The sequence below is a fragment of the Moritella sp. 36 genome (assembly GCF_018219415.1).
GTDB lineage: Bacteria > Pseudomonadota > Gammaproteobacteria > Enterobacterales > Moritellaceae > Moritella.
This window is the reverse complement of the sequence record NZ_CP056120.1, coordinates 3771143-3786440: the sequence shown is the minus strand read 5'-3', so window position 1 is coordinate 3786440 and position 15298 is coordinate 3771143. Positions and strand designations below refer to the sequence as shown.

At 40.1% G+C, this 15298-nt stretch carries 11 protein-coding genes; 9 read left to right on the top strand and 2 right to left on the bottom strand.

Going from position 1 to position 15298, the window contains the following annotated elements; all coding sequences use genetic code 11:
- The first annotated feature begins 23 nt into the window (after positions 1 to 23).
- The 4 genes from nudC to HWV03_RS16675 all read left to right on the top strand — a co-directional run bounded on the left by nudC (position 24) and on the right by HWV03_RS16675 (position 5097).
- Positions 24 to 953, top strand: coding sequence for an NAD(+) diphosphatase (nudC, locus tag HWV03_RS16690; RefSeq protein ID WP_211680281.1), 930 nt, complete (start codon positions 24 to 26; stop codon positions 951 to 953).
- A 661-nt stretch (positions 954 to 1614) separates the two neighbouring features.
- Positions 1615 to 2586: a porin gene (locus HWV03_RS16685; protein WP_211676913.1), complete on the top strand. Its 972-nt coding sequence runs from the start codon at positions 1615 to 1617 to the stop codon at positions 2584 to 2586.
- 199 nt (positions 2587 to 2785) lie between these two features.
- A complete protein-coding gene (locus HWV03_RS16680) occupies positions 2786 to 3529 on the top strand; it encodes a hypothetical protein (RefSeq protein ID WP_211676912.1) in 744 nt (247 codons plus the stop codon).
- 545 nt (positions 3530 to 4074) lie between these two features.
- The gene (locus tag HWV03_RS16675; protein ID WP_211676911.1) at positions 4075 to 5097 is read left to right on the top strand and encodes a hypothetical protein; all 1023 of its coding nucleotides are present in this window, start codon (positions 4075 to 4077) and stop codon (positions 5095 to 5097) included.
- 612 nt (positions 5098 to 5709) lie between these two features.
- Here the strand turns inward: HWV03_RS16675 and HWV03_RS16670 are convergent.
- Complete coding sequence (locus HWV03_RS16670) at positions 5710 to 7302, bottom strand: L-lactate permease (RefSeq protein WP_211676910.1); 1593 nt, start codon at positions 7300 to 7302, stop codon at positions 5710 to 5712.
- A 748-nt stretch (positions 7303 to 8050) separates the two neighbouring features.
- Here HWV03_RS16670 and HWV03_RS16665 point away from each other — a divergent pair.
- From HWV03_RS16665 to HWV03_RS16650, 4 genes are all read left to right on the top strand, one after another.
- Positions 8051 to 8800, top strand: a complete 750-nt coding sequence (locus HWV03_RS16665) for a (Fe-S)-binding protein (RefSeq protein ID WP_211675890.1) — start codon at positions 8051 to 8053, stop codon at positions 8798 to 8800.
- A gap of 1 nt (position 8801) precedes the next feature.
- The gene (locus tag HWV03_RS16660; RefSeq protein ID WP_211676909.1) at positions 8802 to 10268 is read left to right on the top strand and encodes a LutB/LldF family L-lactate oxidation iron-sulfur protein; all 1467 of its coding nucleotides are present in this window, start codon (positions 8802 to 8804) and stop codon (positions 10266 to 10268) included.
- Between the two features lie 2 nt (positions 10269 to 10270).
- Positions 10271 to 10984, top strand: coding sequence for a LutC/YkgG family protein (locus tag HWV03_RS16655; RefSeq protein ID WP_211676908.1), 714 nt, complete (start codon positions 10271 to 10273; stop codon positions 10982 to 10984).
- A 161-nt stretch (positions 10985 to 11145) separates the two neighbouring features.
- Positions 11146 to 12048 carry a LysR family transcriptional regulator gene (locus HWV03_RS16650; protein ID WP_211676907.1) on the top strand — a complete coding sequence of 301 codons (903 nt, stop codon included), beginning with the start codon at positions 11146 to 11148 and terminating at the stop codon, positions 12046 to 12048.
- A gap of 89 nt (positions 12049 to 12137) precedes the next feature.
- Here HWV03_RS16650 and HWV03_RS16645 read toward each other — a convergent pair whose 3' ends face one another.
- Positions 12138 to 13037: a PEP-CTERM sorting domain-containing protein gene (locus HWV03_RS16645; RefSeq protein ID WP_211676906.1), complete on the bottom strand. Its 900-nt coding sequence runs from the start codon at positions 13035 to 13037 to the stop codon at positions 12138 to 12140.
- 410 nt (positions 13038 to 13447) lie between these two features.
- Between HWV03_RS16645 and HWV03_RS16640 the strand changes: the two genes are divergently transcribed.
- Complete coding sequence (locus HWV03_RS16640) at positions 13448 to 15031, top strand: ABC-F family ATPase (RefSeq protein ID WP_211680279.1); 1584 nt, start codon at positions 13448 to 13450, stop codon at positions 15029 to 15031.
- The last annotated feature ends 267 nt before the right edge of the window (positions 15032 to 15298 follow it).

Sequence of the window (15298 nt, the reverse complement as noted above, 5' to 3'; positions counted from 1 at the left end):
AGAAAACAGCAAGGATGATAATGATGCTTAAATACAGTGAGATGTTACTTGATCGTGCATCTAATCAACGCAAAAGCCCCGAATGGCTAGCGATCCAAAAGAATAACAATAGCCGTTGGGTATTGACCCATTCTGATCAAAACTATTTTAAGCAAGCGGATAACGCGCCGTTATTTTTAATGCTTGAGGCTGTACAGCACCTTGATTTAGAGGCTGCTGTGTTTTTAGGGGTTGATGAAAATAATGATAATACACCTTATTTTGCGTTGGATTTAACCCATACTGATGACGCGTTATTCGCTCCTTTATTGGTCGAAGGTGAGTTTGGCGACTTGCGTAAAGTTGCGGTGATACTGGATAACCAATCGGCTTCATTATTGGCACTGGCGCGTGGTTTAGGTTTTTGGCATCGTTCGCATTGTTTTTGTGGGCGTTGTGGCAGTGCTAATAAATCGGTATCTGCAGGACATGCACGATTATGTACCAATCCAGATTGTCAGCATCAAACATTTCCACGTACCGATCCTGCGGTGATCATGATTGTGCGAAAGCAGTTTCCTGATGGTATTGAACGTTGCCTGTTAGGCCGCCAAGTCGAATGGCCAGAAGGCGTTTACTCGACCTTGGCGGGTTTTGTTGATCCCGGTGAAACATTAGAAACTGCTGTTGTCAGAGAAGTACAAGAAGAGTCGGGTATTCGCGTTACCAATGTGCAGTACTTAGCCTCACAACCTTGGCCATTTCCATCATCTATTATGCTCGGTTTTATTGCCGATGCCAGCAGTGATGATATTCAGGTTGATAAGCATGAAATAGATGACGCCCGCTGGTTTTCCCGTACTGAATTACAATCGTTTGGTGATTGGGGCGATGATACACCTGGTTTGAAAGTACCAAGAGTTGATTCAATTTCGCGTTATTTAATTGAACATTGGGTTAGTTTAGGGGATTAATTTTTGTCGTGGTGGGTTACTAGCACATAGCCTACGCCGTCTATTCGCGTAATAAGTATTTGAACTGGTTAAAGAATGTAAAGAAGCTTGTGGTCAAATATGACTTAAAGTCATAATTGAGACTGGCAAATTAAAAGAAGCACATTTATTAAACGTGCTAGCGGAATTTGTATCGATCCAGCTGCGAACTAATTGTCGATGCTTCTATTGGTTTCATAGTCTTTACCGTAGAAGAAAATAATAAATCCTTTATGTAAAATCCCACTTATTTGCAGTAAGTGGGATTCTTACTCTCGCTAAAATAATGTATTTCCCTACACGATATAATGGCATTGCAACCATTGTTACTGATTTTATAAAAACGCTTTATTTTGATTTTATCCTCAATCAATTCCAATCAATTTCAAATCAATTTTGTGTCGCCTAAGGTCGCCGTTTTTTTTATGAGCCATCCCAGATACTAGGGATGGACGATTATCTGGTATTTTTACGAGTTACGGAGCATTGGGTTAATCCATATACTATCGCAAGCAAGGCTAAATACGCGTGCTATAGCTGAGAGTATTAATGACGCTTATAGATAGCGACGGCGTAAAACTTGCTTTTAATCTGCGATTTTAAAAGTTATTTAACTATCGACTAAACAAAGTTGGAATTGTTCATGACAAAAATAAATAAAGCATTATCTCTCACATTAGCAGCTATTGTATCTATGCCAACTCTTGCAGAGAGCGTAAATACCGACGATTTTTCTTTTGGAGGACGTGTTGAAGCTAGGGGCGTACTTGCAGACAGCGATTTTTCAGATGCATCTCGTGTTCGTTTAAACGGTCAAGGTAAACATCAAATCAATGATGATGTAACGGCGGTTGGTAAATTTGAATTTGAATTAACACAAGATAACGATACCGCTGATACGACAAACCAAACTAAGACTCGTTATTTATACGTTGGTGCTGAAACAGCTTACGGTACAGTAACATACGGTACTCAAGATAATGCTGTTACCTACCTGACTAATTTCACTGATATGGCTGAATTCTTTAGTGGTTATACAAACGAGAACATTACAGCCAGTGGCGACAGAGCGGAAGATACTATTCTTTATAGCGTGACCAAAGGTGATTTTAAATTTAATGCATCAGCTAACCTCAAAGCTACGGAAAATGGTGGTGGTGTGATGGTTGCTTATCAATTACTTCCAAATATTGAAGTGAGTGCTGGTTATGCGGCCACAGAAGGTTTTGAGAAAAGTTCATCTAAGATAGTAGGTATTGATGAGACAGAATCATCAGATGTATACATGCTCGGTGCTCGCTATACTAAAGATGGATTTTTACTTGCTGGCTTAGTACAAGGTGGTAGCTATGGTGGTTCTGACTTCAATGCTGTTGATGCATATGCCGCTTATGCATTTGGTGAAAACAATGTGAATGTTTCATATAACTACTACAGTGTCGATGATACAAACGAGTTAGATATTAACTTCGTTGCATTTGAATATGCCCGCTATATTGGTGACGTAGCAGCATATGCGAGTTATAAAGTTGCACTAAATACGGATACTTCAGCTGGACATGGTCATAATAACAGTGCAGATGAATTTGTACTGGGTGCTCGTTACTCTTTTTAAGCGTGTCATGAATCATTCACGTTAACAGCTTCTGTCGGTTTCTTAGTCTTTACCGGAGAAGAGAATAATAAATACTTTATGTAAAATCCCGCTTATTTGCAGTAAGTGGGATTTTTTGATCGTTTAATATCGGTATTACTGTAACATCCCTCCACAACCGAACCCTATAAAGCTGATATTTGGAAGTAGTACTCAAGATATGATCGAGATTGAATATGCCATTGGTGAAATTAAAACGTCGATGTTTGTCGTAGAGGATTACGTTTTATCGCTTGTGACTAAGCAGTGGATAAAAGCGCGAGATCTTAATGTGGGTGACAGCATAGCCGCCTGCGATGGAGCTACTGCTGAGATCGTCCACATCAATAAAACCGAAAATTTACACTCTTGTCCCGATTTAAAAATCATTCACAATCATAATTATTTTGTGACTAAAGGGCGCCTTTCTACGCATGACAAAATCAATGATAATGCTCCAAGCGATCCACTGGAACAAATTCCGTATCAGTTGGCCAATAAGCCTTCTAACTTCCCTGATGGTACACCAACGGGCGAGCATGCTGGACCTTGGGCTGCAGCCAAATATTTAAGCTGCGATACAAGTGAGGACATTATAGGCTGGGGTCGTGCAAGTGATCATATGTGTGCAGAAGATGCGGCATTCCATGATTTAAGGAATAAACTGGATGATGCTATTGAATTAGACCGTAGTAATGTCAGTATTTCACATGCTTACGTGAGAAAGTATACGAAAAAAGGACGATTCGTGAATACAATGAGCCCTTGTATTCACTGTCGTGACAACTATGGCAGCGCACTCAATGATGTCACTATGGGAACGAGTAATGTCGTTAAAGAGGGCCGAGGGTATTTGGCTCCTTCTCGGATATCTGACTGTTTGCTTACAAAGCCTTACAGTAATTTCCCTCATACCTCTAGATAATAGCGTCATAAAGCAAATTTAAGCGTGTAATTAATCATTCACGTTAACAGCTTCTGTCGGTTTCTTAGTCTTTACCGGAGAAGAAAGTAATAAATCCTTTATGTAAATCCCGCTTATTTGCAGTAAGTGGGATTTTTTGACCGTTTAATATCGGTATTACTGTAATCCCCCCGCGAACCACTGGAAAAAATTCCGTATCCGTTGTCTAATAAATCTTCCCGTCACCATAAAAGTCGATTGTTTTCATTTGATGGCAAATAACAGGACTTTAAAGGTTGTTTGTAATTAATTTTCTATAAAAGTTGGTTTAATGCATCGCGTTGGTATGTCTTATTTATCTTGAAGTTAACTTATTTTAGTTGGCTTATTCTAGGATATCATGACTGCTCGCTTACAAAACTTTACAGTAATTTCCTCATACCTCTAGATAATGGCGCCACAAAGCAAAGGTATAACTTATCTATTTAGCTTTCAACTTTGCAAGGGTTTATCTTATTTTTCGCAATAAGTTTAAATTAAAGCTACAACTAAATTGGAAACTTACTATGAAAAAAATAACGCTATTGATACTAACCATGATATTAGGATTGCAAGGTTGCAACAGTTCATCTGACGGTTCAAATAAAACAAAAAATCCACCTGTTGTGCCAACTAAGCCAACGACTCCGCCTGTGGTTCATATGATAAAACCAAGTGATGTGGCTAATTATATTGATGACTTTAAGTTAGAGCAGCGACGTCTAGAATTGGTTTTTAATAGTGTTACATCAAAGATAACCTATGTTGAAAAGACTAAAGACTCTATCATATTGAAATATGACCAAGGTCTAGCGGTTTTGGGATATGATTCTGACAAGGACAAACTATTACCTTCACTCACACTACTTGAAGGTGATACGTCGGATTTAGATAACTTTAAAAGTACGCGTACATTAACTAGCTCTGATATTAGTGTAGATGGAGATGATCACCTTACTATATACACTGGTACTGTTCAAGATGGCGAAAGTAAAGGCTTATACTCAATTAGTATACAAATTAACGAGTCAATACTCGAAGCAGGTGATAGCAAACTCGTTATTAACGGAAGCAAGGCGACATTATCGGGGACGTTAGGAACATCAACATACATTCAGATACAAAAGATGATTAAGACCACGAGTGTTGATACATTAATACTAAGCAATATCCCTGGCTCAGTTAATGATGCTATTAATATGCACACTGGACGATTAATTCGAAACGCTTCATTGGCCACTGTTATTCCAAAAGATGGTGATGTAAATTCAGGTGGCGTTGATTTATTTGCCGCAGGTATACTACGTGTTTATCAAGACGGCGGTAAAGTTGGCGTACATTCTTGGTGCTGTACTGCCGATGGTAAAGACGCTGGTCAATTAAGTAAAGATGATAAAGCGCATGGCGCGCAGCTTACTTACTTTAGAGAAATGCTAGGTGCTAAGAAAGGCCCTGAGTTTTACTTTTTTACTATTAAGGCTGCTCCCGCTAAAGAGATACATTTAATGACGTCGCAGGAAATGGCGAAATATAATTTAACTATGCCTTAGTCACGCTTAAGCAATAGAGTGCAACCCTCACGAACAAAACCTGGTTACAAAGTATAACCTTATGATTCAACGTTTATTTTAGCGTAAATGTAACGTGCCACCCATTTTCTATATGAACTGTGGTTATTCTGACCTATGTCAGAATAACCATTTTAGCTATTAACTGAAAAAGAAATAGGATTAGCACTGAGCAAGTCGTCAGTCTTAATGCTAAGTCCGAATACTTGCCTATCGCTGTGTCATATTTCCATTCCTGAATCGCTACTATCGTGTAGAAATGATATGTAATAAATAAGAGAATGATAATTTGCGTAGCGATATGGCTAATTTCTAATATTGTATCGGTATTCATCGTGAAGCCTCAATAATTTAGTTTTAACTAAACCTAGCTAACAATGTCGATTTTTAATGGGATAGTACGCTTTCTTTGATAAAAATGTGACTGGATAGGTTCATGATTTTTTGAGATGTGAGCTTTGTGCTAGATACAATATCTCCTTAGGATGTTTGGTGGAAACTACATGCCTTGAATAAACAAAAAACCAACAGCTCTCACTGTTGGTTTTTTATTTAAACATTAATCACGCAGGGCTATTCCTCTGCATGTAACACTTATAAAAATGTGCTCATTACTGCTGCAATCAGTCCGTAGATAATCATTGGAGTCACCGTACGTTTAATGATGTAACCTTCTTTGTTCGAAATACCTAAAATAGTCGATACTGCAATGATGTTGTTAATACAGACCATGTTACCCATAGCGCCACCAACAGATTGCAGTGCCAGTATAGTTGTTTCAGGTAAGCCAACTGTGGTTGCGATTGTTTGCTGAATACCACCAAATGTTAGATTAGATACCGTTGCTGAGCCCGAGAAGAATGCACCCAATGCGCCAAGGTAAGCAGAAGCAAACTGCCAGTTAGTACCCATCAAATCAGAGAACGCCATACCAATGATTAGGATAGGTGAGTTCTCACCGCCAGCCATCATCAGTTTCACCATTATCAATGCACCAATCAAGGTAATGAATGGCATTTTGATACTGCGACCTGTTTCGCTAAATACTTGCTTAACCATGCTGCCTTTAAGCTTAAACAGTGGGATAGAAATCAATACCACTAATAAGAAAGGAACAAGTGCTGGCACATAAAGCGCTTTGTATGCCCAAGCCACGTTAGTTCCTAAAATGTTACTTAGCTTGAAGATTAACGCTTGGCTGATACTAAAGTCACCAAAGTAACCTAACGATACTGATAATGCTTCAGTTGCATCCGTCAGCATTGATTTTATACCAAGCTGCTTAATACGCGTCACAATTAAGATAATAATTAATAGCAGTGTTGGTGTCATGGCTTTGAATATCTCGCCACGGCTCATTGTCGCTAATGTTACCTTGTTGTCACTCTCATTCGCGGCTATTTTACCAAGCCCGATGTTTAACTTCGCTAAACCAACAGAGATAGTCAGACCAATTGCGCCACCCACTAATGCAGGGAATTCATAATTCCATTGTGCGAACAAGAAGTACGGAATAGTACACGACAGGGTACTTAATAGAATGAAGATGTAGTTACGACGGATCTCAGTCCAAGAAGTGACAAAGCGTAATGCTAATACTGGGATAGCAAAGGCAGCAAAGAAGTGGATAATTGCTGTTTGTTGACCAATTTCTAATAACTGGTTATCGGTTAAGCCTAAGCCTGAGAAACCAAACCAGGTCGGTGTACCAACCGCACCAAATGATACAGGTACCGAGTTCATCACTAGCGCTAACATTGCTACTTGTAATGGTGGGAAACCCAAACCAACTAAGATCGGCGCTGCAATGGCCGCTGGCGTACCAAACCCTGATGCACCTTCAATCATAAAGGCAAACGCCCAACCAATGATCATTAACTGAGCAACTTTATTACGGCTAATGCCTTCTAACCAGCGACTGATCGTATTTTCAGCCCCTGATAGACACATCATGCGGTTCATCAAAATTGCCCCGGCAATAATCGATATTGGAGTAATGGCTGACAAGCTACCAGCGATTACATTTGCCCAGATTAATGTCAGGTCTGTTTGGAAATAAAAGATTTGCAGTGCTGCCACAAAGAACGCCGTTAACGGCAGTGCAATGTACGAGGGTACACCATTATTTTTGGTCATCATCCATATTAGGACTATAATTGGCATCATTGCCAAAATTAGGGACGTCATTGCTACCCACTCCATCTGTGCTCAGGCTATACGTCTATCTGGCTTACTTACTTATTATGATAGCTATGCATGAGTCTATTTATTATATTATTTGAATGTATTGTTGATAAAGTACAAGTAAGTAAATGCCTGTGCTTTCCTAAATACCCGTATCGTGTGGGGAGTGGATTGTAAGAGCTTAAGCTTCAAACTCCACTCCTCTTTTTAGGTATGCAATTAGGACTATGGGTAATAAATGTGATATAAATAACAATGTGTAAAATAATGTAAAGTATCAAGTGTCTTAAAATCAACGGCTTATACTTAATGGGCTGAGTCGCGGTAAATGATTATAGCGGTATTAGAAACAGTGATTGTCATAATTCACGGTAATAAAAAGGCATGTCACTATCGATAAAGTAACCGATTTACGCGTTTCTTGTGATGTGATAATTTATTACACGTAAGAATCCTTATTGCCTCTCGCGTAGTAGTCCGTTGCTGCTGACTAATTACACTAAATTGAAAAATGGCTTATTACCGTTAATGTCGAACTTCATTGTTTCCATATATGATCTAATAATACCTATCATAATTCCTACATTGAAATATAACCGATTGTTTTAAATTAATTTATTTATTTTTACAAAAAATTAAGATAACGTAAATACCGATATTAAGATATTTATTGGCATTAATCACGTTCGTTTTTTACTGTGCTTGCTTATATCATGCTCCAAAAAATAAGCTCGGTGAGCAAGGTGAGATGATGAAAGTTAATTTTTTTGTAACCTGTCTATGTGATGTTGTTAAGTCAAACGTCGCTAAAAAAACAGTGCTATTACTGGAACAGTTAGGCTGCGAAGTATTGTTTCCTAAAGATCAAGGCTGCTGCGGTCAACCGTCATTAAATAGCGGGTATATCGAATCAAGCAAGCCAGCGATGAAATCATTAATTCGTGCCTTTGAAGGTAACGAGTATCCAATCGTAACGCCTGCGGGTTCATGTGCGGCAGCGGTAAAGAAATACCCTGAGTATTTAGCGGATGAGCCTGAATGGGCGGCGCGTGCACAAGCTGTATCAGATCGTTTGTTCGAACTGACGCAGTTCATTGTGAATGAACTTAAAGTCGAAAATGTTGGCGCAAAACTACCTGGTCGTGGTGTTTATCATCCGTCTTGCAGTCTTATTCGTAAGTTAGGTGTACGTGAGGAACCGCTTAAATTACTGGGTAATGTCGAAGGGCTAGAGCTTGTTGCTATTAAAAACCAAGAAACCTGTTGTGGTTTTGGCGGTACTTTCTCAATCAAAATGTCAGAGATTTCTGGCGAAATGGTGAAAGAGAAAGCGACAAACATAACTGCTGTAACACCTGATTATTTAATTGGTGCAGACGTCAGTTGCTTAATGAACATCGCCGGACGTTTATCGCGTGAAGGTAAAACAGTCAAAGTGCTACATATTGTTGATGTGCTAATGAGCAACATTGTTGATAGCCTTACCGTGGAGGTTAACTAACATGTCGATGAAAACCAGTGATGTGATCTTTAAACAGCGTATTAAAGAACAAATGCAAGATGGCTTCATGCGTAAATCGGTGGCTAATGCCCAAGAACGTATGTTTACCAATCGTCAATTAGCGGCAGACAAACTCGGTAACTGGGATGAGTGGCGTGAAAACGGCATGGCGATCCGTAACCATGTATTAGACAACCTTGATTATTACTTACATCAGTTAAGTGAAAACGTGCAAAAGACCGGTGGTCATGTATTTTTTGCCGAAACCTCGCAGCAAGCAACTGACTACATTGAAAATATCATCAAAGAAAAAAACGCGAAGAAAATCGTTAAATCTAAATCGATGGTGACAGAAGAGATCGGCTTGAACGCAGTGATCCAACGTAACAACTGCGAAGTGATAGAGACCGATCTGGGTGAGTATATTTTACAAGTGGATGACTGCGATCCACCGTCACATATTGTTGTGCCTGCGTTACATAAAAACCGCGAACAGATCCGTGATGTATTCGAAGACAAAATTGGCTATAAAGGCAGTTCTGATCCTGAAGAAATGACACGTTTTGTACGTGAACATATCCGTCATGACTTTATCGAAGCCGATATCGGTATTACCGGTTGTAACTTTGCGGTTGCGGAATCGGGTTCAATCAGTTTAGTGACCAATGAAGGTAACGCACGATTAGCGACGTCATTACCAAAAACGCACATTGCGGTAATGGGCATGGAGCGTATTGTCCCGACATTTGAAGAACTAGATATCATGGTGAGCTTGTTATGTCGTAGTGCGGTTGGTCTGCCATTAACCGGTTATGTGACCGCGATTACTGGTCCAAGAGAATCGAATGATATGGATGGTGCTGAAGAGTTCCATTTAGTGATCTTAGATAATGGGCGTTCAGATATTTTAGCGTCAGAGTTTAAAGACATCTTACGTTGTATCCGTTGCGCGGCGTGTGTTAATACATGCCCTGCTTATCGTCATATTGGTGGTCAGTCTTACGGGTCTATCTATTCGGGTCCAATCGGTGCGGTACTATCGCCATTACTGGGCGGCTATGAGGATTTCCAAGACTTACCGTATGCGTGCTCGTTGTGTCAGTCTTGTAATGATGTGTGTCCGGTGAAGATCCCACTGTCCGATTTGTTATTAAAACACCGTGAAAAGATGGTGATTAAGAAGATCACACCATTGGCAGAACGATTAACGGTATCTGCATTTAACTACCTGAACTCAAGTCCAAAGTTGTGGAACATGAGCATGAAGATTGGTGGTAAAGTTGCCCCTAAAGTGATCAAGGACGGCAAGTTACCGATTAATGTTGGCGCGATAGCTGATTGGACGGAAGCCCGTGATTTACCACAACCCGATGGTGAGTCATTCCGCAGTTGGTTTGCTAACCGTGATACCGCTGCTGTTACAGGTATAGTTAAAGCAAAAGTTAAAGCTAATAAGAGTGAGAAATAATCATGCAAGGTAAGATACATAACCGCGATACTTTTCTAGGCTCACTGGCTAAAAAACTGGGTCGTGAACTGAATACTCAAGGTGTAGAACGTCCACCATTACCACATCGTCCTCATCATGATGTGATGGCGGGTTTTAGCCAGCAACAACTTGCAGATGTATTTTTAGAATACACCAAGAACAACTTAGGTTCGTTAGGGGTGAGCTGTAACAAAGATGAATTACATGAAACGCTCACTAGCATCTGTACTGGTTTTAGTGCAGGTAAAATTGTGGTATCCGGTGATCGTCGCTTAAGCGAATTACAAGTGACGAATAATCTTAAGCTGCAATTTGATGATGTTTATACTTGGGATACAGACCAAGCGCATGACATTAATATCAAGCAAGCGGAGCAGGCGAAAGTGGGTATCGTATTCGCTGAACAGGCTTTGGCAGAGTCGGGAACTATGGTATTACACAGTGCTGCGTCCCATGGTCGTTCGGTTAGTTTGTTACCAGAAACATCGGTGTTTTTGATACCACAAAGCCAAATTGTGCCGCGCATGACCCAAGCGACTAAGCGTTTACATGATAAGGCGCAGGCAGGGGAACGTTTACCGTCTTGTGTTAACTTTATCTCGGGTCCAAGTTCGACAGCCGATATTGAGTTGATTAAAGTTATTGGTGTGCATGGTCCTATTCATGCTGCGTATGTCGTGATTGCAGATATGTAGTCTAAGTGAAGTTAATGAGGTTGGGTCTATTCAACCTCATTGTATCTATCTACTATCGTTGCATCTATTGAACCTCGTTACATTTATTGACTATCGTCTAATGCTACGATTTAAGTGTATAATTACAGGTTAATCCCCCCAAAAAATTAGCTGAGAATAGCATGCCGCAAATTGATGATTTAGTGTTATTTACCCAAGTAATAGAACAAGGTTCGTTTAGCAAAGTTGCCGAAGCGAACAAGGTCACTAAGTCTGTGGTGAGTAAACGTATCAGTCGATTAGAGGAAGACCTTGGCGTACAGCTAATCTTCCGTACCACGCGTAAACTGACATTAACCGAAGCTGGCGAGATGTTATTTTATCGCGCTAAAGGTATTGCCCAAACCGCGAAGAATGCTTTTGATACCGTGACGAGTTATAGCGAAACCTTAGCGGGTCATATAAAAATGTCAGTGCCCACTATCTCGGGCGAATTATTATTAGCGAGAGCCGTGGCTGAATTTTGTGAAAAACATCCTGGACTCACTGTAGATATGTCGATGAACAATGACTTTGTCGATCTAGTCGCTGATGGCTATGATTTGGTGATCCGTACTGGCCATTTAGAAGACTCAAGCCTGATCGCGCGTCATATCTTTAATTCGCGTTGGATGATCTGCGCCAGCCCTGAATATTTAGCGCAACAAGGTGAGCCCCAGTTTCCCGAGCAGTTGGCACCATACAATTGCTTAGGCTATACTTGCCAAACTAGCGGTGCATTTAATTGGTTATTTACTCGTGATGACGCCACGTATAAAGTTAAAGTATCGGGTAATTTTAGTTCTAACAATGCCGTTGCACTTAAGCAAGCGGCGCTGGCAGGGAAGGGTTTGGCTTATCTACCAAAATGTTTGGTCTATAACGAACTTGATAGTGGCAAGTTGGTGGAAGTTTTGTCACAGCAAACAGCGAAGGTAATTGGTATTTATGCAGTGTATCCTTATACCCGTAAACCGGCGAAAAAAGTACAGCTGCTCATTGAGCATATTCGTACTTGTTATCTAGAAATGAAAGAAAACTTTTAAAGTGTTGGTATCGATCCATAATTTATAACGGGTGATCTACATTATAGATCGATGACCTAATCAAAATGGAATAATAGCGTGTGTAATCGCTATACTAAATTTTCCATATTGTTTTTTCTTTGTCTTCTTAGCATGCCCATACTTAGAATCCCCAATCCTAAGAATGCAACGGTTGTTGGTGCTGGTACATTGATGATTTCTTCTACTTTAATATCAACAAAAGCATTGGTAAATGAAGTCGCGGTTAGGCCACCTGCTCTAAGTTGATTTAAATCCCATGCTGCCCCACCAGTATCAAGTGCTAAATTAACGTAATCAGCGATTGAAGAACCTGTACCAGTCGTTGCAGTTGCTCCAGTACAAGTAATAAATCCTCCACTACCATCCGCTTCATAGCCTAGGGTGTTAGTCATACCAAGTGCTGTGTTACCGTTGCCACATTCGAAATTGACATTAATAACAGCGTTAAGTAATGCATTTGCGTTCGCTAGACTCGCTGCTGCATTTGCTACACCGAATGACCCATCACTGTCTTCGTCGGTGACTAATATTATGTTCTTGACTGCACCGCCTGTGAACGTATAACTAGTGAGGGCATAGTCGATTGCTTGGAGACCATCTTCATGACCACCAGTGAGAACTAACCCGCCCGTTGCTGTATCGAATTGAGCTGCTGAGCCTAATTGACCCCCGCCGACGGTATGTTGATGACCAGCTACAGCGTGACCTCCGTTACCCGATGCACCATAACCTGTTAAGCCATAGCTAGCGCTGAAGGGATCGCCAGCTGTAGCAGCGAGTAACGCTGCATCTAAACTTGTTATCATCGTTCCTAACCAGGCGTGCTCGCCACTCATTGAACCGGATTCATCTACAACAGCGATAACGTTAGTATTAATTGGTGTTGCCTTTACTGGTGCTATCATCACTGTCATTGTAGATAATACCACTGTTGATAATATGCTTTTAAATACTTTATTATGTTTCATGACGCTTGTCCTTGATACCATTTTCATAAAGTTGAAAAGTGAATTGAAGACTACTAGTACTTAGCATTTAGGATCGAGCATACCCTATGCCACATTGATTTTTATCTTTTAAATCAGTTGGGTAAATTTTAGCTGTAAATCGTTTTTTAATATGTTGTAAAATTTTTCGACAGTCTTTTCGAGGGCTTAATGCTGTAGGTGGTTTATATTTATAAAATGGGTTGGGATTGTTTACGCACTAGCTCGGTTGCAGTCTAGTGAGTCAAATAAACCCTAAAGTAATATTTCCTCTTATTCATTTATTTTTACTAATCAGACTACGTGATTTACGTCACATTAGATGCTATACTCCGCCAACTTAAAATTCAGTAATTTATATTTAGTCCACTTTTTGGACAGGAGCGTTCCCTATCATTAGCACAGCAAATATTACAATGCAGTTCGGTGCCAAGCCACTTTTCGAAAATATCTCAGTTAAGTTCGGTGGCGGTAATCGTTACGGTTTAATCGGTGCTAACGGTTGTGGTAAATCAACATTCATGAAAATCCTAGGTGGCGATTTAGATCAAAGCTCTGGTAACGTGAAGCTTGATGAGAACGAACGCCTAGGTAAATTACGTCAGGATCAATTCGCATTCGAAAACAACACCGTTCTTGATACCGTGATCATGGGTCACGCAGAAATGTGGGCTGTGAAAGAAGAGCGTGACGCAATTTATGCTAACCCAGATATGTCTGAAGCAGACGGTATGCGTGTTGGCGATCTAGAAAGTGAATTTGCAGAGATGGATGGCTACACAGCTGAATCTCGTGCAGGTGAACTACTAATCGGTGTTGGTATCCCAGTAGAACAGCATTACGGCCTAATGAGCGAAGTTGCTCCAGGTTGGAAACTTCGTGTACTACTAGCACAAGCACTATTCTCTGATCCAGATATCTTATTACTTGACGAACCAACGAATAACTTGGATATCGCAACGATTGACTGGTTAGAAGAAACACTAAACGCACGTCAAAGTACAATGGTAATCATTTCGCATGATCGTCATTTCTTAAACAGTGTTTGTACTCACATGGCTGACCTTGATTTCGGTGAACTACGTGTTTACCCTGGTAACTATGATGATTACATGTTTGCTTCTGCGCTAGCACGTGAACAGCTGCTAACAAGTAACTCGAAAAAAGAAGCACAAATGGCAGAGCTTAAAGCATTCGTTGCTCGTTTCTCTGCAAACGCATCAAAAGCAAAACAAGCATCATCACGTGCTAAACGTCTTGATAAAATTGAGCTTGATGAAGTTAAAGTTTCTAGCCGTCAAACACCATTTATTCGTTTTGAGCAAGAAAAACAGCTTTACCGTAATGCACTAGAAGTTCAAGGTCTAACAAAAGGTTTTGAAGAAGGTCCATTATTCTCGAACTTCAAGGGTATGGTTGAAGTTGGCGAACGTATCGCGATTATCGGTACCAATGGTGTTGGTAAAACAACATTAATGCGTACATTAGTAAGCGAATTAACACCAGATGCAGGTGAAGTTAAATGGTCTGAAAACGTAAACATCGCTTATTACGCGCAGGATCACGAAGCATTATTCGAAGAAGATCTAACGCTTATGGAATGGATGAATCAGTGGAAAGAAAAAGGCGATGACGATCAAACTGTTCGTGGTTTCCTAGGTCGTTTACTGTTCTCTAATGATGACATTAGCAAGAAAGTAAGTGTACTATCTGGTGGTGAAAAAGGCCGTATGCTTTACGGTAAACTAATGATGCAACGTCCAAACGTATTATTAATGGATGAACCAACTAACCACATGGATATGGAATCAATCGAAGCATTGAACATGTCTCTTGAGAAATATGAAGGTACTTTACTATTCATCTCTCATGACCGTGAGTTCGTATCTACAGTTGCGACACGTATCTGGGATATCACGCCAAACGGCATCGTTGACTTCGACGGTACTTACGAAGAATATATCGCAAGCAAATAATAATTTGGTAAATTGAACTAGTTTAGTAAACAAATAATTGAGTGAATTATAAAAAGGTTATCGCTGTAAAGTGATGACCTTTTTTTGTATCTGCCAGACCCATTCTAAATAATACTAATTGCAAAATTAACGTATAACGCTTATCAACCGTTCGTCATTAAACGGGGAATCCTCGGTCAAGTTACTGAAAGTGTTAGCTATGTCGAATGCAGCTGCTGATTTAATTTATGGAATTAGAGATATAATTTCAATTTTCAATGTTAATGT